17 protein-coding genes are annotated in these 20924 nt (G+C 47.6%); all 17 read left to right on the top strand.

Annotated features, from left to right (window positions below):
- The first annotated feature begins 2 nt into the window (after positions 1-2).
- Positions 3-1946, top strand: a complete 1944-nt coding sequence (locus IEX02_RS00470) for a rhamnan synthesis F family protein (protein WP_229701959.1) — start codon at positions 3-5, stop codon at positions 1944-1946.
- A 174-nt stretch (positions 1947-2120) separates the two neighbouring features.
- Positions 2121-2951 carry a hypothetical protein gene (locus IEX02_RS00465; protein WP_188688674.1) on the top strand — a complete coding sequence of 277 codons (831 nt, stop codon included), beginning with the start codon at positions 2121-2123 and terminating at the stop codon, positions 2949-2951.
- On the top strand, positions 2944-4155 hold the full coding sequence (locus tag IEX02_RS00460) for a glycosyltransferase family 92 protein (protein WP_188688670.1): 1212 nt from the start codon (positions 2944-2946) through the stop codon (positions 4153-4155). Before IEX02_RS00465 ends, IEX02_RS00460 begins: the two co-directional genes overlap by 8 nt.
- A 64-nt stretch (positions 4156-4219) precedes the next feature.
- Positions 4220-5485 (top strand): glycosyltransferase family 2 protein, encoded by a 1266-nt coding sequence (locus tag IEX02_RS00455; RefSeq protein ID WP_188688669.1) that lies wholly within the window; start codon positions 4220-4222, stop codon positions 5483-5485.
- Positions 5486-5487: 2 nt separating this feature from the next.
- The gene (locus tag IEX02_RS00450; protein ID WP_188688666.1) at positions 5488-6981 is read left to right on the top strand and encodes a sulfatase family protein; all 1494 of its coding nucleotides are present in this window, start codon (positions 5488-5490) and stop codon (positions 6979-6981) included.
- A 69-nt stretch (positions 6982-7050) separates the two neighbouring features.
- Positions 7051-8844 carry a glycosyltransferase family 2 protein gene (locus IEX02_RS00445; RefSeq protein WP_188688663.1) on the top strand — a complete coding sequence of 598 codons (1794 nt, stop codon included), beginning with the start codon at positions 7051-7053 and terminating at the stop codon, positions 8842-8844.
- Positions 8795-9799, top strand: coding sequence for a formylglycine-generating enzyme family protein (locus IEX02_RS00440; RefSeq protein WP_229701957.1), 1005 nt, complete (start codon positions 8795-8797; stop codon positions 9797-9799). The genes IEX02_RS00445 and IEX02_RS00440 overlap by 50 nt, the downstream gene beginning before the upstream one ends.
- A 105-nt stretch (positions 9800-9904) precedes the next feature.
- Positions 9905-10792: a glycosyltransferase gene (locus tag IEX02_RS00435; protein WP_308422474.1), complete on the top strand. Its 888-nt coding sequence runs from the start codon at positions 9905-9907 to the stop codon at positions 10790-10792.
- Positions 10789-11679 carry a glycosyltransferase family 2 protein gene (locus IEX02_RS00430; protein WP_229701955.1) on the top strand — a complete coding sequence of 297 codons (891 nt, stop codon included), beginning with the start codon at positions 10789-10791 and terminating at the stop codon, positions 11677-11679. Before IEX02_RS00435 ends, IEX02_RS00430 begins: the two co-directional genes overlap by 4 nt.
- 184 nt (positions 11680-11863) lie before the next feature.
- A complete protein-coding gene (locus IEX02_RS00425) occupies positions 11864-12979 on the top strand; it encodes a sensor histidine kinase (RefSeq protein ID WP_188688661.1) in 1116 nt (371 codons plus the stop codon).
- Complete coding sequence (locus IEX02_RS00420; protein ID WP_188688657.1) at positions 12976-14313, top strand: sigma-54-dependent transcriptional regulator; 1338 nt, start codon at positions 12976-12978, stop codon at positions 14311-14313. Before IEX02_RS00425 ends, IEX02_RS00420 begins: the two co-directional genes overlap by 4 nt.
- Positions 14314-15107: 794 nt before the next feature.
- On the top strand, positions 15108-15434 hold the full coding sequence (gene fliE, locus IEX02_RS00415) for a flagellar hook-basal body complex protein FliE (protein ID WP_188688654.1): 327 nt from the start codon (positions 15108-15110) through the stop codon (positions 15432-15434).
- 14 nt (positions 15435-15448) lie between these two features.
- Positions 15449-17146, top strand: coding sequence for a flagellar basal-body MS-ring/collar protein FliF (fliF, locus tag IEX02_RS00410; RefSeq protein WP_188688651.1), 1698 nt, complete (start codon positions 15449-15451; stop codon positions 17144-17146).
- 2 nt (positions 17147-17148) lie between these two features.
- On the top strand, positions 17149-18207 hold the full coding sequence (gene fliG, locus IEX02_RS00405; RefSeq protein ID WP_188688648.1) for a flagellar motor switch protein FliG: 1059 nt from the start codon (positions 17149-17151) through the stop codon (positions 18205-18207).
- A 21-nt stretch (positions 18208-18228) separates the two neighbouring features.
- Entirely contained in the window at positions 18229-19011 is a 783-nt protein-coding gene (gene fliH, locus IEX02_RS00400; protein WP_188688645.1) for a flagellar assembly protein FliH, read from the top strand.
- Between the two features lie 52 nt (positions 19012-19063).
- The gene (fliI, locus tag IEX02_RS00395; protein WP_188688642.1) at positions 19064-20395 is read left to right on the top strand and encodes a flagellar protein export ATPase FliI; all 1332 of its coding nucleotides are present in this window, start codon (positions 19064-19066) and stop codon (positions 20393-20395) included.
- Complete coding sequence (fliJ, locus tag IEX02_RS00390; RefSeq protein WP_188688639.1) at positions 20395-20841, top strand: flagellar export protein FliJ; 447 nt, start codon at positions 20395-20397, stop codon at positions 20839-20841. Before fliI ends, fliJ begins: the two co-directional genes overlap by 1 nt.
- Positions 20842-20924: the final 83 nt, after the last annotated feature.

Raw genomic sequence — 20924 nt, 5'->3', positions numbered from 1 at the left:
CTATGAAAAAGTTAGTTAGGCGTTCCCTGGCCGGACTATATCGACGTGCGACTATATTGCTCAGAGGGCGTGAATTTCTCCGAGTTAAACGCCACTTACGCATGGCCAAAAAAGCCGGGATTTTTGATCTGGAATGGTATCAACAACACTATGGAATGTTCAAAAGCGAGACGGCTGCATTTGAGGATTACCTCAATAAGGCGCCTTATGCCAATGTGAACCCGTCCGCCAAGTTTGATACCGAGCACTATCTTCGCTCGCATTTGGATATTTATCATTCGGGGGCGAATCCGCTCTTACATTATCTTTACAATGGTCGTTATGAAGGGCGTGCTGTACAGGAAGCTCGCCCAAGATGGTTGCCGTCAAATCAGTTAATAGCAAAAGAAACGCCAACCTGGCATCAACAGAAAGTAGCCATTTGTTTGCATATCTTTTATCCGGATTTTGTTGATAAGTTCTTTAGGTGCTTAAAAGCTTTTCCCCTTGAGGTCGATGTTTTTGTCGCCTGTGCCAGCGAAGAAATTTGCCAGGATGTGACCCGGCGGTACAGCAGATTAAAACGGGTAGGCAAGTTAAAGGTAGTTAAGGTACCAAATCGCGGACGTAATTTTGGACCGTTGCTGGTGGAGTTTGGACCTGAGTTACTTGACTATGACTTAATGTGCCATTTGCATTCGAAAAAGTCCCTCTATTCAGGGCGCGAACAAACGCAGTGGTTTGATTACCTTAATCAGTATTTATTTAAGGATAAGCACGTTGTCTCTTGTCTGTTACGGTTATTTGATGAGCACCCTGAGCTTGGCATTTACTACCCAACTACGTTTTGGATGATGCCGCCCTGGGTGAATCATTGGACCTGTAATAAGCCTTTCGCCAGAGAGTTTGCGTCCCAGTGGGGAATAGACCTGACCAATAACTTTATCAGCTACCCGGTCGGAGGCATGTTTTGGGCGCGCCCTAAAGCATTAAAACCACTGTTAGAGAAAGTCTACACATATGAAGATTTCCCTGCAGAGCCTTTGCCAAATGATGGTTCCTGGTTACATGCCCTTGAACGAGTATTAGGCTTGTTGGCCGAAAAAAACGGTTATAAACAGTTTTTTTATCATCCCCCGACTGGCCATTTTACGGATGATCAAAGTCATCTTTTTGCCGGCTACCATAAGCCACCAGAGCAATTGTTTACAGAGCTGAGGCGCTTCGATCATGTTTCCTTCGATGTGTTTGATACTGTGCTCAGTCGTAGGCTAAATGAACCGGATTATGCCAAGTACCAAGTGGGACAATACTTGCAGGAGCAGGGACTTCTGCCTAACCCTCAGTCTTTTGTTGCGTTACGAAATGAAACAGAGTTGGCGCTTAGAAAAGAGCACAATTTCTCGGGTGATGTTTGTATCAATCAGGTATATGACAGGCTGGCATTGCTTATGGAATTGGATCCTGATCATGCCAGAGGGCTAATGGAACTGGAGTTTGACTTCGATCTTCAGCAAATAGTTGCGAAGCAGGAAATGGTTGAATTGGTGCATAAACTGTCTGATTTAAACAAGACGTTGTGGTTTATTTCCGATACCTATTACAGCCACAAGCAAGTGGAAACCATGCTGCGCAAAGTGGGCATAAGTGCATCGTTCACGTTGTTTGTATCGAGCGAACTGGGTTTACGAAAGGATAGAGGAGATATGTGGCAGCATATCCGGGAGCTATTGGAGACATTGCCGGGTTCTTACATTCATGTTGGCGATAATGTGCGTTCTGATGCTCAGCTGTGTGGCGATCATGGACTCGCGAACTTACATATTTTGCACCCTAACGACAAATGGCAGGCAGCAGGAATGCCACCAATTAACAATGAACATCAAGGAGAGATAAATGAAGCCAATATCTTCAAGTGGGGCCCACTTGTCAGCAACCTGGGCCGTTATCCGTTCTTTGGCGAATAAGATTACAGAAAGCATATAATGAATACTTTTTACTTACATGTGGGTCCCCACAAAACCGGTACAACTGCTTTGCAGAAGTTTTTGTTAGACAACAGAGGTGAGTTGTTCAAGAACAATCTGGTTTACCCTAAGCGCTATCAGAATATCTTTGGCCACCATCCTTTTAGAGCGCTATTGGATGAGCAAAGACTGACCGATGAAGATATTGCGTTTTTTAATCATGAACCACACGATTTCCTGCTATCCAGTGAAGACTTTATTTCTTTAAACCGGGACAAGTTTGAGTACCTGCGTAATACCTTGGACAACAAGCAAGTTGTTATTATTTATGCTTGGAGGAGGGCAAGTTACAAGCTTTACTCTATTTGGCAGGAAACGGTAAAACATGGCGGTACTGAGAGCTTTTTTGCCTATTATCATGATCATCTGGCAAGACCAGGACAAAGTCAGATGTTATCCGCCGATTTGAAAGTTGCCATGTTTTGCCATGTGTTTGGTAAAGACAACGTTAAAGTGTTGGATTATGACGCATCTCAGCGCGGTCGTAGTTTAATCCCCGATTTTATGAATATTATTGGCATGCAATACCGGGATGACATGATTCAGTCTAACGACAATCCTGATGCGGTCAATCGGTCTATGGATATTGCAGATATTGAAGTTATCCGAGCCCTCAATCATGTATTTAAAGTGAACTTTGGGGTAACTGGTTCATGGGTTCGAAATCAATATGTAAAGCATCTTCCAGAATTAATCTCTATTGGTTTAGATGAACTAAAAGCTATTGTTCGTAGTGCTGAGCGAGAATTACGTGTAGGCAATTATTTTGTTGACAGTCGTTGCGAACAGATAATGCAAAATCGTTTTAAAGACAACCTGGTCAACTACCAGCCCAACAATGAATTGGCAAGCATCAAAGTAGTGAGTGATGAGTGGTCTTTCAGCCTGCCAGCCCAGCAGTTGATTGGTAAAATTGCCCATGCTTTGAGGGTGGCTGATGAATGACTCTTTTGCATTAGATACCCCCTTGAAAGTTAGAATTGTTGCTGTCGCCAAGGATGAAGCTGCTTACCTAACTGACTGGGTGCACCATCATTTGTTTTTTGGTTTTGATGATATTGAGATTCATATCAATAGAACCAATGACAATTCTGCCCAAGTGCTGTCAGAGATCAGTACGCTATATCCCAATGTAACTTGGCATAATGCTGACTGGATTGATATGTGTCCAGCGTCAGCCAAAAAACAGATCCAGTTTATCGTTTATGCCAAAGCACTGGATAGAGCGAGACGAGATAACTCGGCTACTCATATTTTATTTCTGGATATCGATGAGTTCTGGTGCCCGGTAGATTTTGAGACAAGTATTAAAAGTTGCTTGAATTCTATAGGTAGAGACTCTGCCATTTTCTTTGAATGGTTGAACGATTTAGGCAATGACGTTCTATTTGCTAGCTTATCGGAAACTCTGATTGGAAACCTTTCCCCTTTGGGGAAAACTTTACTCCCTGTCTCTACTTCTATTCTGGAACTAAAGCATCATGTGCCAGAGTTGGTCGATGGAGTTGTCCCCGTGCTGGCAGATGGGCGAACATTCGTGGGCCGAGAAAATTTAGAACAAGCGGTCTCGGATGAGCTTAACAGTCTTAAGTCCTTTTTTATTTTCCATAGAGCAAATCGTTCCGAGTACGAATATGTGTCTTTGTTGTATCGCGGCAGGCCGGGTAACAATTTCGCATACAAGAATAACCGAAATGGTTTGCCAAGAAGGGGAGCTGCCTCACATGAAGTGAACTTTCCCAGCCAGAAGTTTGCTGAGTACCAGAAGAGCCTGCTGAGCTTCAAGGAACGGGTAAAGCATGCTGAGCATTATGAAGAAGCTAAGCGTTTTGTGCATGAGCGGTACGCAACTGCGGTGGAGAATATCTCAGCGAGCCTGCCAGAGCATTACAATGATATGGCGAGGATATTCACCGGTGTGCGAATTGATGAGATTCGGAGACAATTTCAGGCTTTTCGTAAAGTTTATGCGCAACAACATTCAGACAATGTAGAAGTCTTAAAACAGCTAGCCCGGCATGCGGCGCCTCATGACTTGGATGAAGCCATAGGATATTTAGAACAGGCGCTGCGAATTAGACCTTCAGGGCCACAAATAAAAGCACTTTTGGCTGATTTTAAAGAACGTAAACTGAGACAACAGGGGTGAGATATCGCATTGCTGTACGCGCTGAAAAGCAGAAAGTCTACAATGTGTTTTTCATAGGTTTAACATGAATAATGTAATAGGTCGTCCATCCGCAGGGCGTTCAACCCCTAAAGTTAAACTGGTGGCAGTTGCAAAAGATGAGGCTGCTTATCTTCCTGAATGGATCCACCATCATCTATATGTCGGCTTTGATGCAATTGATATTTACCTTAACCGCACATCTGATAACAGTGCTCAGATACTAAGTTTAATTCAAGAGCAGCATACGAATGTGCAGTTCTTCTATGCGGATTGGATTGACTATTGCCCTCAGGCTGTTTCTGCGCATATCCAATATCTGATCTATGCCAAATCTTTTCAGGAATGTCGCGACTCCGGTGAATTTGACTATGTGATGTTTTTAGATATTGACGAGTTCTGGATGCCGAAGTGTCTGTCCTTCAAAGTTCAGCACTGTATTGCCGAAAATCCCAAGTCAGATTGTATCTCCTTTCAGTGGTTAAATGAGAAAGGAAGCGAAAGGTCATTCACCGCACTAAGCCAAGATATCAAAGGACATATTTTTCCTCTGGTTAAATCACTGATCCGGCTAGACGCCAGCGTCGCCAGAGTAAACTTACATGTTCCCTATCTGAATCAAGGGAAAATTACGCTGTGTGATGGTAAAGCGTTCAAGGGAATGAAAAATAAACCAGAAAGTTTGCATGAGAGTCTGCATGAATTGCGCGATGTGATGATAGTACACAGGCTATTCAGGTCGGAGAAAGAGTACCTGTCGCTCCTGAATCGAGGGCGTCCATCAGATGAAATACCGTTAAAATTAAATAGGGTGGGGTACAACCTTAGCGAAGATAATTCACCTGTTGTTACTTTTACTCTGGAACCAGAAAGTTACCAAGGTTATTCCGAGTCGCTAAGGCAGTTTGTAACCTCATTGAATCTAGAAGTGCCATTACTAGAATCAAGAAAATTTGTTCAGAAACGGTATAAGAAGACGTTACGGAGTATTTGCCATGTTCCTATAGGATACTTTGTGCGAATGATGGGCGTTTTGCGTGGCTTAACCCGAGAATCGGTCTTTAAAGATGTTCGATTGTCTATTCAAACCTATTTTGCGGTAAATCGTTGCACCTCTTCAGAGGAGCTTATTGCCTTGGCGAAAGACGTCGAGCGTGTTGACTTACGTTTGGCCTTAGAGGTGTGGAAAAAAGCCCTGGAACTGAGACCAAATGGTCCGATGATTAAAGCAAGGATTGCTGAGTACGAGTCATTAGAGCTTAAACCTGGGATGAAGCGTGCAGACCTTCGTACCGGCTTATATAGGAAGTAATTATGCGGATCCTATCCGTTGCAATTTCGTTGTTTGTTTTAGTTGCATGTGGCGGTTCAGGTGACCAGCCGACCCCCAGTTTACCCAAACCAGAGGAACCTTCTACAGGCTATCCGGATAAACCCAATATCATCGTGATTTTTACTGATGATCAGGGCTATGCAGACTTAGGTATTCAAGGTGTTCGCCAGGATCTGAAAACACCGAATATTGATAAGCTCGCAACATCTGGAACCCGGTTTACCTATGGGTATGTGACGTCCCCGCAATGCACGCCATCTCGAGCTGCGTTGATGTCTGGACAGTACCAACAAAAATTTGGCGTGGATGAAAACCGCTTTGCTCCCATGCCTCTCAATGTTGAAACTATTGCTAGTCGTTTTCAAAAGCTGGGTTATCGAACTGGCATGGTGGGTAAATGGCATCTGGAAGTCATGGGAAATTCTAAAGAGTGGCTGAAACAAAATCATCCAGACTTTTATGCATCCAATCAGAGTATAGAAAAACTTCCTTTGGATTATAAGCGCCCATTCTTTCCCGACGAGAGGGGGTTTGACGACGTATTTTGGGGATATGAACGACGCTACTGGACTAACTTTGAACTGAATGGCAATGATAAATTGCCTGGCTATCAGATAAATAATCAGTATAGATTGGACTTAACTAATCAGGCGGCCACTACGTTCATTGAACGTAATGCTCAGAGCCCCTTTTTTCTTTACTTTTCTCCCTATGGCCCACATGTCCCATTGGAAGCCACCGATTTTTATCTATCTCGTATACCTGAGAATATGCCAACCAGGCGACGTTATGCTTTGGCTATGATGGCCGCAATTGACGATGGTGTGGGAGAGATTGTTGGCACGTTAGAAAAGCATGGATTGATGAAGAACACTATTATCTTTTTCATCAGTGACAATGGTGCGCCCTTAGGTGACGATATGACCGATGCGCCGCTGGATCAGCGAGGTGAAGCTTGGAATGGTTCCAGGAATGATCCTTTAATTGGTGAAAAAGGCATGCTTACTGATGGTGGTATTAGGGTGCCCTACCTGGTTCAGTGGCAAGGTCAGTTTCCGGCCGGCAAGGTTGTAGACAAGCCGGTATCGTCACTCGATGCAGTTTATACGGCTCTGGAACTGGCCGGTGAGGATTCATTAGCAGAACTCGATGGTGTTAGCTTGCTGCCAGCGCTTGAAGGTAAGACTGACTATTTGGATGAACGGGCACTCTATTGGCGTTTCTGGATGCAAAGAGCGGTAAGAAAAGGAAAATGGAAGTATCTCCAAGCAGGTATAAAGCGAGAGTATCTTTTTGATATGGAGTCGGACGAAGGTGAAAATCTGAATCTAATTCAGCAATACCCTGATATCGCCGAGGAGCTTCGGCAGCAACTACTATATTGGTCGGACGAAATGCAGCGGGCCGACCCCATGACGGAGATTCCTGCGCCTTTTGGGGCCAGGTACGATCACTATTTACCTCAACCTCAGTGATTAAGACTAATAACAGAGATTTACTTTATTCGCTTCAATAGGAAGTGTTTCAGACTTTAAGAGGTTTCAGTGATTAAAAAGGTTGCGGTTGGTTTTTTGAAGTTGGTGATTAGTCGTTTGCCAAAATCGTGGCGGCGCTATGCCAGGCAGCATCACGGACTAACCAGCCGATACACCAGATGGTTGCGTCAAACCGGTCATGTTCAATATTTCCCATCAGAGTTGGTTTTGCAGAAGCGCTTTGAGGCAAATCTGCGATTGCAAGAAGAGGAGATGGCTGCACTGTGCGGTTCAGCGCAGCCTTACTTTTTGCTGCTAGTAACTAATCTGTCAGAGCGGTCACTCTCGCAAAGTATTGAGAGTTTAGTTTCATTAGACGCTTTTAACTCATCGACATTTAAGTTGGTGTTATGGGTGAATGACTCACAAGTTGAACAGTGTAAAAGATACGTCGCGGGGTGCTGGAGTGCTTTGAACGGTAGTATTAGTGTTGAGCGTGATTTAAGTGCTTTACCTTTGAGCTGGGATGAGAATGCCGTTTTCGTCTTTCGGGAAGGAGAATTGTTACATCCTAAATTGCTCTTTGTGCTGCATAACTGGCCATTGCAAGACGCTACGCTGGCTTATACCGACTGTGATTTTATTGATAATAAAGGATTAAAAAGCACTCCTCAGTTTTACCCAGATTGGAACCCAGATCTGCAGTTAACCTGTGGTTATGTGTCAACTGGCGTATGGCTTAAATCTTTCAGACTTCTTCGCCATGAATCGGTGAAGGTATATGAAAATTTTATCAGACATTGGTTTATGGCTGTGGCGCTGGAAGACACACAATGTGTCGTTGAACATATCTCCTTTTGCTTGTTGCATAAGCAACAGCCCGAGCCGGATATCCTCAAAGGCTTACCTGAAGGTATACAAACAAAGTTATCTGTAAGGGCGGATTTGACTCAGGGTGATAAACATCATTTATGTCTGAATTGGCATCTTAGTCGCCAGCCATTAGTGAGTTTGATTGTGCCAACCAGAAATGCCTGGCAGCTCGTGCAGTCCTGCATTGATTCGATCCTGAACCTTAGTACTTATCGAAATTTTGAAATTTTGCTAGTTGATAACAATTCAGATGAGGCTGAAAGCTTGGCCTACTTTGAGCAGGTAGCCGAGCACCCCAAGGTTCGTTTACTGAAATACCCTGGCGTATTTAACTATTCAGCTATCAATAACTATGCTGTTCAGCACAGTAAAGGTGAGGTCATTGGTTTAGTGAACAATGACATTGAAGTTATCAGTGAACACTGGCTGACCGCTATGGTTGCGCAGGTTATGCGACCTGAGATCGGGTGCGTTGGCGCAAAGCTTCTCTACAGTGATAATAGTATTCAACATGCCGGGGTTGTTATGGGCTATGGCGGTGGTGCTGGGCATGCTCACAAATTTTTTGCCTCAGATGCGCCTGGTTATATGCAACGCTTGATCGCCAGCCACAATGTAAGTGCAGTTACAGCCGCATGCTTGCTCGTCAAGCGGGCTGATTTTGAGCTTGTTGCAGGCTTGAATGAACAGGATCTTAAAGTCGCTTTTAACGATGTTGATTTTTGTCTAAAGATCAGGGAGTTGGGACGAAGAAATTTGTTTTGCGCAGAAGCCGTTCTTTATCATCACGAATCGGTTTCTCGCGGGGCTGAAGATACACCAGAAAAAATACAGCGTTTTGAGTCCGAAGTGGCATATCTACAAAGTAGTTGGGCTAGTGTTATCGCGCATGATCCAGCCTATAACAGGCATCTGACCTTAAAGCAGGAGAACTTTATGGTTGCTGATCAACAAGAGTACCGTCACTACTTTTTTACAAAAAAAGGCTAACTTTTACATGTTGATCAGGTTTGTGTTGCTGTGTTTTTGTCTAATTGTCGTGTCTGGATGTGATCGGCATGAAGAAAATAGGAGTAATGCTGAACAGGGTATGGTGCTGGTTGCTGGCGGAACCATCATCTTAGGTGAAAATGCACTTTACCCAGAGGAACAAGGCGGCACGGCTGTATCTGTTGACTCCTTTTATATGAGTAAAACTGAAGTGACAAATCGAGATTTCGCTAGCTTTGTCCAGGCGACAGGGTATGTGACTACTGCCGAGAAAGTCCCCTCCAGAAAGGATTATCCAGATTTACCCAGTGCAATGAGAATCGCAGGCGCAGCAGTGTTTGATCTGCCTGAGAGTAGTCAGGAACCAGTTGATAATATGAGCTGGTGGACATTTGTGCCAGGAGCTTATTGGGCCGCCCCTCGCGGTGCAGGGTCTGACTTAACAGGACTGGATGATTATCCTGTGGTTCATGTTTCATACGAGGATGCAGTGAATTATGCCAATTGGAAAGGTCACCGATTGCCTACAGAAGCTGAGTTTGAGCTTGCTGCTAAGGGGATGCAGATAATGGATGGAAAACGCCACCTTGCAAATACCTGGCAAGGAGCGTTTCCCTATTCTGATGATGCTGACGACGGTTTTGCTGGGATGGCGCCTGTTGCTCAGTTTCCTGCTAATCAATACGGCATACATGATTTGCTTGGAAACGTGTGGGAGTGGACATCCAGTCCCTTTTATCATGGACATGCTGTAAGTGATGAACTATTGCGGAAAAACTTATTCAGTGGACTCGGTGCTAAACAACCAAATGTGCAGGTAATGGTGGTCAAAGGAGGCTCTTTCCTTTGTTCCAGTGACTATTGCGCCAGATTCCGTCCTGCGGCCAGACAAGCTCAAGAAAGAGGCCTTGGTACGTCACATATTGGTTTTAGAACGGTAAAAGATATCAATTAGAGGCAGAATTATTTTTCTGTTTCTGTTATTTTCCCGCCATTTTATCCAGTTCAGCGGTTTGTCTCGCTGTTTTTTAATACTGTACTAAATTTCGTAGAGAGTAGATTGAACAATCAATTTGAGTATTTGGGAAAAAGCTTGCAGGGTAAGTGCTGCCAGGCTGTTGTAGCCATGGCTGTCTATCAGGAAGACCGCGTAGAATGGGTTAAGCAAGCCGTAGACAGTATTTTGGAACAGACCTTCCGCGACTTTCTTCTTTTTGTTGTTGTGGATGGACCGCTGCCATCTCCTATATTGTCCTTTTTGCAAGCCGCAGAGCAGCAGACCGAGCAACTGGTTGTGTTGATTGGGACAGAAAATTTGGGGTTAAGCTCATGCATGAATGAAGTCATCGAGCGTTGTGCGGTGTTATCTCCTAAATATTTGTTCAGAATGGACGCGGATGACATCTCCGAAGTCAAGCGCTTAGAAAAACAGGTGAGTTTTTTTGAACGTCATCCTCACGTGTCGGTGCTAGGTACATCTTTGGTCGAAATTAACGAAGCCGGTGTAGAAGTCGGAGGGCGAAAACTGCCCTTGTCTCACCAGGAAATCTTTGACTTTCTGCCGAAGCGTTGTTCGATGAATCATCCAACGGTCGCTTTTCGTTACAGTGTCTTTGAACATGGCTTTCGCTATAGAAAAGAACTAAAGAATACCCAAGACTACTTCCTGTGGATCGAATTGATGCAAGCAGGGTATATATTCGAGAATTTGAGTGAGCGACTTTTAAAGTTCAGAAGAGTGAATGACTTCTACAAAAGAAGGGGATTTGACAAATCGATTAACGAGTTTAAAGCAAGATGGTTTGCAATGAATAAACTCAAGCGCTATTCCCTATCAAACATCCTCTATGCTGTATCGGTGTTAGCATTGCGCATCATGCCTGCCAAAGTGGTTAAACTGGCTTATAAGCTGGATAGGTTTATTCTTGATAAGTTGGTGAAGCATTGAAAATTGGTGCCGTTGTCATTCTATATAAGCCTGAGCTGAACGAGGCTAAAGCCTTACTGGACAATTTAGCTCAACAGGTTGATGCCCTTTGTATCGTTGACAACTCGCCTGAAAGTACGTATTCCCAGTTGGCTCTGGCTGGCTATGAAAATCAGATATTCTTCCACTTTCCTGACAACATCGGTATCGCGTCTGCGCAGAATGTCGGGCTACAGCACTTGCTTAAAGATGGTTGCGATTTTGGCTTATTGTTTGATCAAGATAGTCAGTTTGATATAGGTTTTGTTGCCAAGCTGGCTGAATTGTTTCAAAAGAGTAGGCAGCACTATTTGCCGAGGCTGGTGGCGCTCGGTCCATCTTTGATGTGTTCTTATACTAAGAAAATAGTGCGGCCAAAAATTCAAACCGAGATTGAGCAGTTTGATGATATCTCTTCTGTCCCCCAAATCATTGCCTCTGGCATGATGATAGATCTGCATTGGTTACAGCAGATTGGTTTAAAAGATGATGCTTTGTTTATTGATGGTGTTGATCACGAATGGTGCTGGAGAGCCAGGAAACATGGCTTTTCTGTTGGCTTAGCATTAGACATTTGTATGTCTCATAAGCTGGGGGATGGAAGGCGACGCTTTGCCGGAATAACCTATAAAGTTGGTGCGCCAGTTCGTCTTTACTATCAGTTTAGAAACATTTTTTTGCTCTCTCGTCGCTCATACGTTCCTTTGTATTGGAAGTTCCGCAATTTTGCCGTTATGCCTTTACGTATTTTTACCAATTGCGTCCTTTTACCCGATAGAATGATGAGGTTGAGATATATGCTTCAAGGCATCATTGACGGCATGCTTAATCGCTCAGGGCCAATAAAGGCGAGTGCTAAAAGGCCGTAAACTCCAGTGGTTTAGTCTGTTGCAGTATACTGCGTTTTTGATTTGTAAGATTGTTGGCTATGTCAAAAAAATGTCTGAGTTTTTCAGGCTAACTTATTGAAATAAATCTATTAAAATTCTGGCATAGTCCCTGCTTTACCCTTGTGTCTGTTTTATAACGTCTAAGTTTTGACACGAGGTCGCTATGGTGAGCCAATCCACATCAGGGGATACCTTCCACACCCTTCCCAGCGTTGCATTACTGCCGGATGAGGAAGAGCTGCTAAGCCTTAAGCGGCAGGCTTCCCGCCTTGAGCACTTGCTTGAGGTGATGCCTGCCGGCGTGATTGTGGTGGATGGCAATGGTCATGTACGCCAGGCCAACCAGGTGGCCATTGAACTCTTAGGCGAGCCGTTGGAAGGGGAAGCCTGGCGAACCATTATCAGCCGTTCCTTCAAACCACAAGCCGATGATGGTCATGAAGTGTCATTGTACGACGGGCGCAAGGTCAAGCTGGCTATCAGTCCGCTGGAGCTGGAACCCGGGCAGCTAATTGTGCTGACCGACCTCACCGAGACCAGGCGTTTACAGCAACAACTGAGTCACTTGCAAAAGCTGTCATCGCTGGGGCGGATGGTGGCGTCACTGGCCCATCAAATTCGCACTCCCTTATCTGCCGCCATGTTGTATGCGGCCAATTTGCAAAATGCCACCCTGGCTCAGGAATCGCGCGGACAGTTTGCCGATAAGTTGCTGTCGCGGTTAAAAGACCTGGAGCAGCAGGTCAATGATATGTTGTTGTTTGCCAAAAGCGGCGAGCAGCAGGTAGTGAGCGAGTTGTCACTGCAAAGTTTAATGCTGGAAGTGGAGTCTGGTGCTGAAGCCATGTTGATGGCCCGTCAGGCCATTGTGAGTGTGGAATTGCCAGAGCCGGATATTCTGGTACTGGGCAATAAAACCGCGCTGGCCAGCGCCTTACAAAACCTGATCCATAACAGTCTTCAGGCCATGCCTAAAGGATGCCGGGTGCACCTGCAGGCCAGACGAGATCCAGGTAACGAGGAAAACGTGGTGATTTCTGTGGCTGACAATGGCCCAGGCGTTCCCAAGGCGCAGTTACTGCATATTTTCGACCCTTTCTATACCACCAAGTCACAGGGCACAGGCCTGGGACTGGCGGTGGTTAAAGCCGTCGCGCAATCCCATCAGGGCAGCGTGCGGGCCTGCAATTTGGAGCAGGGCGGCGCTAAGTTTGAGATCCGTCTGCCGATGCTCAGGCAGTTGGATACGTCCCTAACACCTAAGGAGTGCAGAGGATGAGTAACAGCAAGATTTTAATTGTTGAAGACGATGCCGGCTTACGTGAAGCCCTGATCGACACATTGCTGCTAGGTGGGTATCAGATCCTGGAGGCCGATTGTGCCGAAGCGGCAATGGCACTGCTGGGCCACGAAGAGGTGGATTTGGTGGTCAGCGACATTCAAATGGGTCAGATGTCTGGCTTGTCCTTGCTGCGCAGTATCAAACAGAAATTGCCGAATCTGCCGGTGTTGCTGATGACCGCCTATGCCACTATTGACGATGCAGTACAGGCCATGCGTGACGGTGCTACGGACTATCTGGCCAAGCCTTTTGCCCCTCAGGTATTGCTGAATCTGGTGGGGCGTTACGCCCCAGCTCAGAAGGTGGAGTCCCGTCAGCCTGTGGTGGCCGATCCGGCCAGTAAAAAGCTGCTGGAGCTGGCGCAGAAAGTGGCCAAGGCCGATGCCACAGTAATGGTATTGGGGCCAAGTGGTTCAGGTAAGGAAGTGCTGGCCCGTTATATTCACGACCAATCAGGCCGTGCGGATCAGCCATTTGTGGCCATCAACTGCGCGGCTATTCCGGAAAATATGTTGGAAGCCACGCTGTTTGGTTACGAAAAAGGCGCCTTTACCGGTGCCTTGCAAGCCTGTCCGGGTAAGTTTGAACAGGCCCAGGGCGGTACCATTCTGCTGGATGAAATTACCGAAATGGATCTGGCTTTGCAGGCCAAGCTGCTGCGTGTATTGCAGGAGCGTGAGGTGGAACGTCTTGGTAGTCGCAAAACCATCGAATTAGATGTACGGGTGATTGCCACCAGTAACCGCGATTTACGTCAGTCGGTGAGCAGAGGGGAGTTTCGTGAAGATTTGTACTACCGTCTGAATGTGTTCCCGTTAACCTGGTCACCCTTAGTGCAGCGTCCGGGTGATATTATCCCGTTGGCCCAGCATTTAATAGAGCGCCACAGTCAGAAAACCGGCACTGTCATTCCTCAGCTTAGTGCGGCGGCCAGAAATAAATTGCAGCACTACAGCTGGCCGGGCAACGTGCGTGAGCTGGAGAATGTGATCCAGCGTGCCTTGATCCTGGCTACCGACAATCAGATCGATGCAGTGGATTTAATGCTAGAGCAAGACTTGCCTCAGGATATGCAAGAGCAGGACTGGGAGCCGGAAGGTAGCAAGCTGGGCATGGAGTTACAGCAACAAGAGCATCAGATTATTCTGGATACGCTTAAATCTTGTAACGGCAGTCGTAAAGCGGTGGCGGATAAGCTGGGGATCAGCCCGCGTACTTTACGCTATAAGCTGGCCAGAATGCGTGATGTGGGAATAGAAGTCCCTGCTTGATGACTTTCTGTGGGAAGTGCTGTTTTTATCCCGAAATGCACGGGTAATGCGAGTGAAAACAATAGGTTATAATGGGTTTTGTTGCTTTTGACCCCTTCGTGCTCTTCGTGTCCTTCTTGTTGATTGGGGTTTTTATTTCTCACCACGAAGGTCACCGAGAACACGAAGAAAAGCAATGAGTTACAAGGGTTTGGTAGTTTTTTTGATCCCTTCGTGCTCTTCGTGTCCTTCTTGTTGATTGGGTTTTATTTTCCCACCACGAAGTCCACCGAGAGCACGAAGAAAAACAATATATTTCAAAGGCTTGATGGCTTTTTTTGATCCCTTCGTGCTCTTCGTGTCCTTCTTGTTGATTGGGTTTTATTTCTCACCACGAAGTCCGCCGAGAACACGAAGAAAAACAAAGAGTTACAAGGGGGTTGTTGCTTTTGACCCCTTCGTGTATTTCGTGTCCTTCTTGTTGATTGGGTTTTTATTTCTCACCACGAAGTCCGCCTAGAACACGAGGAAAAACAAAGAGTTACAAGGGGTTTTGTTGATTTTGATCCCTTCGTGTATTTCGTGTCCTTCTTGTTGATTTGGGATTTTATTTCTCACCAGCAAGATAACCCCATAACTATCCTCTCAGCCGGCCCGCTACGCCGCCAATTTCCCGTCATTAGCCACACTTTTCTTTTTGTGTTACTGAAAATTCGCTTTAACTGATTGAAAAATAACAGTTAATTATTTTGGCATCAGTATTGCTATGTCCTTGTTAGTTAAAATTTTCCACACCAATGTGTTTGGAGCAGTCAATGGACATCAAGGCACAGTCTTTGTACAGCGAACTACAGTCCCTGGCCCGTCAGGCCGGGATGGATGCCGCTCAGGCGCAACCGCTGGTTACTAATCCCAGTGCAGAGAATTTCGGCGACATGCTGAAAGATGCGCTGGATAACGTCAATAATCTGCAATTTGATGCCCGCAATAAGCAAGTCGCCTTCGATATGGGCGATACCAGCCTGAGTTTGGCAGATGTGATGGTTGCCAAGGAGAAATCCGGTATCGCCTTTGAAGCCACCGTACAGGTGCGCAATAAGGTGCTGGAAGCCTACAAGCAAATCATGAATATGCCGGTGTAACAGGAGAGTAGACTGTGGCAGATGCAACTGGTACCGAATTGGCCGTAACGGGCAACAGTCCCGACGCGGATAACAACCCGGAGCAACGTTCCGGTTTTATGGAAGGCCTGGGGGGCATCGACCTGCTGCGTCAGATCACCCTGATTGTGGCGCTGGTTATCTGTGTGGCCATTGCGGTATTTATCGTGATTTGGGCGCAGGAGCCGGATTATCGTCCGCTGGCCAAAATGCCCACCGAAGAGCTGATTCAGACACTGGATTACCTGGACCAGAATCAAATCGACTATCGCCTGGATGGCAATGTTGTTTATGTTAATGAAGAACAGTACCAGAGCATCAAGCTGGGGATGGCCCGCCAGGGGATTAGCCAGGAAGCCAACAGCGGTACCGATATCATCATGCAGGACATGGGTTTTGGTGTCAGCCAGCGGGTTGAAAAGGAGCGTCTTAAGCACGCCCGTGAACAGCAGCTAGCCCGTACTATTGAAGAAATCAGCGCCATTACCCGTGCCAATGTGTTACTGGCTTTACCAAAAGAGAGCGTGTTTGCCCGGGTTGAGAAAAAGCCCAGTGCCACTGTGGTGTTAACCTTGCGTCGTGGTGCGGTGCTATCCGGCGAAGAAGTGGATGCGGTGGTGGATATTGTGGCCTCTGCGGTACAAGGTATGGAGCCTGGCCGTATCACGGTAACAGACAATAATGGTCGTTTGCTTAACTCTGGCTCTCAGGACTCCCTGGCTGCTCGTTCACGTAAAGAATATGAAATTGAAAAACATCGTGAAACCGAATATCTGCAGAAAATCGACTCCATTCTGATCCCCGTACTTGGCCTGGGTAACTACACGGCGCAAGTGGACGTAAGCATGGATTTTACTGCGGTTGAGCAAACTCAAAAGCGTTATAATCCCGATCTGCCCGCTGTGCGAAGCGAAATGACCGTAGAAGAAAACTCGGTGGGTGGTATTGCCGCTGGTATTCCGGGGGCGCTTAGCAACCAGCCGCCGCTGGACTCCAATATCCCTGAGCAGGCCAATAGTAATAATGCCAAGTCGGTGACGCCGGGCCGTTCACATAAAGAAGCAACGCGCAATTATGAGCTGGATACCACCATCAGTCATACTAAGCAGCAGACCGGCGTAATTCGTCGCCTGTCGGTGTCGGTAGCCGTGGATCACACCCAGCAAACTGCCGCCGATGGCACGGTAACCTCAGTGCCGAAAAGCCAGGAAGAACTGCTGAATATCCGCCGTGTATTGCAAGGTGGGATTGGCTTCGATGTTACCCGTGGCGACTCGCTGGAAGTGGTGAGCATTCCCTTTAGTCGCATCGACGATTTGGTGGTCACCGAAGCGCCTCTGTGGGAGCAGGAATGGTTTATGCGGGCGCTGCGTCTGGTGGTCGGTGGTCTGGTGATTATCACCTTGATCCTGGCTATTGTCAGACCCATGTTGAAGAAACTTATCTACCCCGATGATACCCGTGAGGCGGATGCCTTCGATGCTGACTCAGGCTTGGATCTGGGAGATGAAACCATCAGCATGCTGTCACAAGAATTTGACGAAGGGCAGGTGGGTTTTGCAGCCGACGGCTCGCTAATGCTGCCGGATTTGCATAAAGATGAAGATATACTTAAAGCGGTACGTGCCCTGGTGGCAAACGAACCCGAATTGTCAGCCCAGGTTGTTAAGGGCTGGCTGATGCAGGATGAATAAGCATGGCAACCAGACAAGTCGCAAACGTCCAGGAAGAAGCTGAGTCCAGCCCTGGTTATGATGTCAGTAAGCTCGAAGGGGTAGAGAAAGCCGCTATCCTGTTGCTGAGTTTGTCCGAAGAAGATGCGGCGCAGATCCTCAAGCACATGGAGCCCAAGCAGGTACAAAAGCTGGGTACTGCCATGGCGAGCATGGAAGACATGACGCAGAACAAGATCACGGCGGTGCACAAACACTTTATCGAAGAGATTCAGAATTACAGCACCATTGGCTTCCAGAGCCAGGAGTTTGTGCGTAAAGCCCTGACGGCGGCCTTGGGTGAAGATAAAGCGGCCAACCTGATTGATCAGATCCTGATGGGCGGTGGGGCCAAAGGGTTGGATTCACTGAAATGGATGGACTCCAAGCAGGTAGCCAGCATTATTCGTAACGAACACCCGCAGATCCAGACCATAGTGTTGTCTTATCTGGATGCAGAGCAGTCGGCTGAGATCATTGGCCAGTTCCCGGAAAAGGTGCGTCTGGACCTGATGATGCGTATTGCCAATTTAGAAGAAGTTCAGCCAGCCGCCCTGCAGGAATTGAACGAGATTATGGAAAAACAATTTGCCGGTCAGGCCGGTGCGCAGGCTGCCAAGATGGGCGGCCTGAAGTCAGCTGCAGACATTATGAACTACCTGGATACCAATATCGAAGGTCAGTTGATGGATGCTATCCGCGAGCAAGACGAGGAAATGAGTCAGCAGATCCAGGATCTGATGTTTGTATTCGACAACCTTGCCGAGGTGGACGATCGCGCCATGCAAACTATTTTGCGCGAAGTGCAGCAAGATGCGTTGCTCAAGGCTATCAAGGGCGCCGACGAAGAAGTCAAAGAGAAGATCACCAAGAATATGTCCAAGCGGGCAGCCGAAATGCTTATCGACGATCTGGAAGCCATGGGGCCGGTGCGGATCAGCGAAGTGGAATCGGCACAAAAAGAAATCCTGTCCGTGGCGCGCCGTTTGGCCGATGCCGGCGAAATTATGCTGGGCGGCGGTGGCGGCGACGAGTTCCTGTAACGACTATCGGGGTAACAGTGGATGAGCGGTTCCAAAGTCCTCAAATATCAATCTCAGGAGCCAGGTGTGCGCTCCTGGGATCTTCCCTATATGGAAGATACGCAGCCTGAGCCTGCGGATAAAACCAATGCCATTAATCGCTCCAGCGAGTGGAAATATGAGCCGCCGGAGGTAGAAGAAGAAATTCTGCCACCGACGGCCGAAGAAATTGAAGCGATTCGCCAGTCCGCCTATCAGGAAGGGCTGGCCGAAGGCCGTCAGGCAGGTCATGAGCAAGGGCTGTTGCAGGGCCGTGAACAGGGCCTGGCCGAAGGTAAAGAGCAAGGATTGGCCGAGGGCCATGCAGAAGGAATAGAGGCCGGTCGCCAGGAAGCAGAAGAAGCCGCGGCGCTTTGGCAGGAACTTGCCAATAAATTGACAAAGCCGGTTAGCCAGGTGGATGAACAGCTTGAAAACGAACTGGTCCAACTGGCGGTTTCCCTGGCGCGGGCAGTGATTCGCACCGAAATTCAAACCAACGAAAACGTATTGCTGCAGGCTATCAGCGAAGGCTTAAAGGTGTTGCCTATTGAGGAGCGCCGTTACCAGATGCATATGCATCCTGAAGATGTGCAACTGCTTAAGCAGCATTTTTCCGAGCAGCATATTGAAGCCCACCATTGGCAGTTTGTTGATTCGCCCAATATGCAACGGGGCGGCTGCGATATTGTTACCGACACCAATGCGGTGGATGTGTCTATTGAGCGGCGCATGCGTCAGGTGTTGGACAAATTCTTGCTTGAGCAGGGACTGAGTAAGGAATAATGCTACGGGCTAGATCCGAGCATGACTTGCCCATGTAAAAACAGGTGCCAGTTTGCAAAACCTCAAAGATAAAATTGCGGCCTATCGCCAACAGATCCCGCAGGCTCATACGGTAGCCGCTGGCAAGCTAGTGCGCGGTATTGGCCTGACCCTCGAAGCGGTAGGTTGTCAGATGCCGGTGGGCAGTCAGTGTTTAGTGCAAACCATAGACGGTGAAATTGAAGCCGAAGTGGTGGGCTTTGCGGAGAACATTACCTACCTGATGCCCACCGAAGCCGTAAGAGGCATTGTGCCTGGTTCCCGGGTTCAACCGCTGTCACGCGAGCAAGGCATTGGAGTGGGTATGGAATTGCTGGGCCGGGTGGTGGATGGTAACGGCCAGCCCCTGGATGGCCTGGGCGCCATTAAGGTTGAAAAACGTATTCCCCTTAGCAGGCCACCCATTAATCCCTTATCCCGTCGCCCCATCGCCCAGCCGCTGGATGTGGGCGTGCGTTGTATTAATTCCCTGATTACTGTGGGCGTTGGTCAGCGTATGGGGCTGTTTGCCGGCTCCGGGGTAGGTAAAAGTGTGCTGATGGGCATGATGACCCGTGGTACCAGCGCCGATGTGGTGGTGGTAGGCCTGGTCGGTGAACGGGGACGCGAGGTTAAAGAATTTATTCAGGACATTTTGGGTGAGGAAGAACGTCAAAAATCCGTGGTGGTCGCCGCCCCGGCCGACACCTCGCCGTTAATGCGCCTCAAAGGATGTGAAACCGCAGTGGCCATTGCCGAGTACTTTCGCGACCAGGGAATGAATGTGTTGTTGCTGGTGGACTCTCTTACCCGTTATGCCATGGCGCAACGCGAAATCGCCCTGGCCGTGGGGGAGCCGCCTGCTACCAAGGGCTATCCGCCTTCGGTATTTGCCCGCTTACCAGCCTTGGTGGAAAGAGCGGGGAATGGCAGTGATAGCCAGGGCGCCATTACGGCCTTTTTTACCGTGCTAACCGAAGGCGACGATCTACAGGACCCTATTGCCGACTCGGCCCGGGCGATTCTGGATGGGCACGTGGTGCTGGCCCGTCGTTTGGCCGACAGCGGCCATTATCCAGCCATTGATGTGGAAGCGTCGATTAGCCGGGTTATGCCTATGGTGGTTAGTGATGAACATCTTAAAGCTGCCCGGCGTATCAAACAGGTGTACTCAACCTACCAACAGAACCGCGACCTTATCAGTATTGGGGCTTACAATAGGGGCGCCGATCCCAGGGTGGATTTGGCGATTAAGGCCGAGCCTGTGATTAACCGCTTCTTGCAACAGGAAATGAAACAAATCCTTCCCTATGATGAAAGCCTGGAAGACATGGCGTCATTGGCTAAAGGCCTGGGAGAAGGCTAATGTCGACCCGCCAGCTAGAACAGGTTGCCAAATGGGAGCAGGAAAAAGAGGACAAACTGGCCCGCGATTATCGTCTGGCCGAGCAAAATGTGCAGGATAATGTGCAAAAACTCACAGGTTTGCAAAGCTATCGTCTGGATTATCTTCGTCAACTGCAACAACGCGCCAACCAGGGGCTGGGGGCGTTGTCCTTTGCCCAGCATCAGTCCTTTATCGATAAGCTGGACAAAGCCTGCTTACAACAAAATCAAATTATCGCCAACGCTAAAGCCGTGGCTCAGCAGCGTAAGAGCTTGTGGTTAAAACAACAGCAAAAGCGTAAAGCAGTGCAAATGCTGATTGATAAAAAGCGTCAGCAGGCGCAGCAACTGGAAAACAAACGCGAGCAGGCCCTACTGGATGAAGTGGCGATTCAGCGTTTTGTGCGCCGCCAACTGCAGACTTAGGCTCATATGGTTAAGCTGGAACAGTACTTGCTAACCCTAAATACAAGAGTATGTGAACAGCGCCAGTGCCCTTATTTCATCAA

Origin of the sequence: Bowmanella pacifica, from assembly GCF_014645355.1 — a bacterium.
GTDB lineage: Bacteria > Pseudomonadota > Gammaproteobacteria > Enterobacterales > Alteromonadaceae > Bowmanella > Bowmanella pacifica.
The sequence above is the reverse complement of the archived record's forward strand: the minus strand, read 5'-3'. Positions and strand labels throughout refer to the sequence as shown.

Excerpts from the sequence above, each read along its gene's own strand:
- fliH (WP_188688645.1), top strand. The coding sequence starts at position 18,229 with ATGAGCGGTTCCAAAGTCCTCAAATATCAATCTCAGGAGCCAGGTGTG.
- IEX02_RS00425 (WP_188688661.1), top strand. The coding sequence starts at position 11,864 with ATGGTGAGCCAATCCACATCAGGGGATACCTTCCACACCCTTCCCAGC.
- IEX02_RS00420 (WP_188688657.1), top strand. The coding sequence starts at position 12,976 with ATGAGTAACAGCAAGATTTTAATTGTTGAAGACGATGCCGGCTTACGT.
- IEX02_RS00450 (WP_188688666.1), top strand. The coding sequence starts at position 5,488 with ATGCGGATCCTATCCGTTGCAATTTCGTTGTTTGTTTTAGTTGCATGT.
- fliG (WP_188688648.1), top strand. The coding sequence starts at position 17,149 with ATGGCAACCAGACAAGTCGCAAACGTCCAGGAAGAAGCTGAGTCCAGC.
- fliJ (WP_188688639.1), top strand. The coding sequence starts at position 20,395 with ATGTCGACCCGCCAGCTAGAACAGGTTGCCAAATGGGAGCAGGAAAAA.
- IEX02_RS00455 (WP_188688669.1), top strand. The coding sequence starts at position 4,220 with ATGAATAATGTAATAGGTCGTCCATCCGCAGGGCGTTCAACCCCTAAA.
- fliE (WP_188688654.1), top strand. The coding sequence starts at position 15,108 with ATGGACATCAAGGCACAGTCTTTGTACAGCGAACTACAGTCCCTGGCC.
- IEX02_RS00470 (WP_229701959.1), top strand. The coding sequence starts at position 3 with ATGAAAAAGTTAGTTAGGCGTTCCCTGGCCGGACTATATCGACGTGCG.
- IEX02_RS00460 (WP_188688670.1), top strand. The coding sequence starts at position 2,944 with ATGAATGACTCTTTTGCATTAGATACCCCCTTGAAAGTTAGAATTGTT.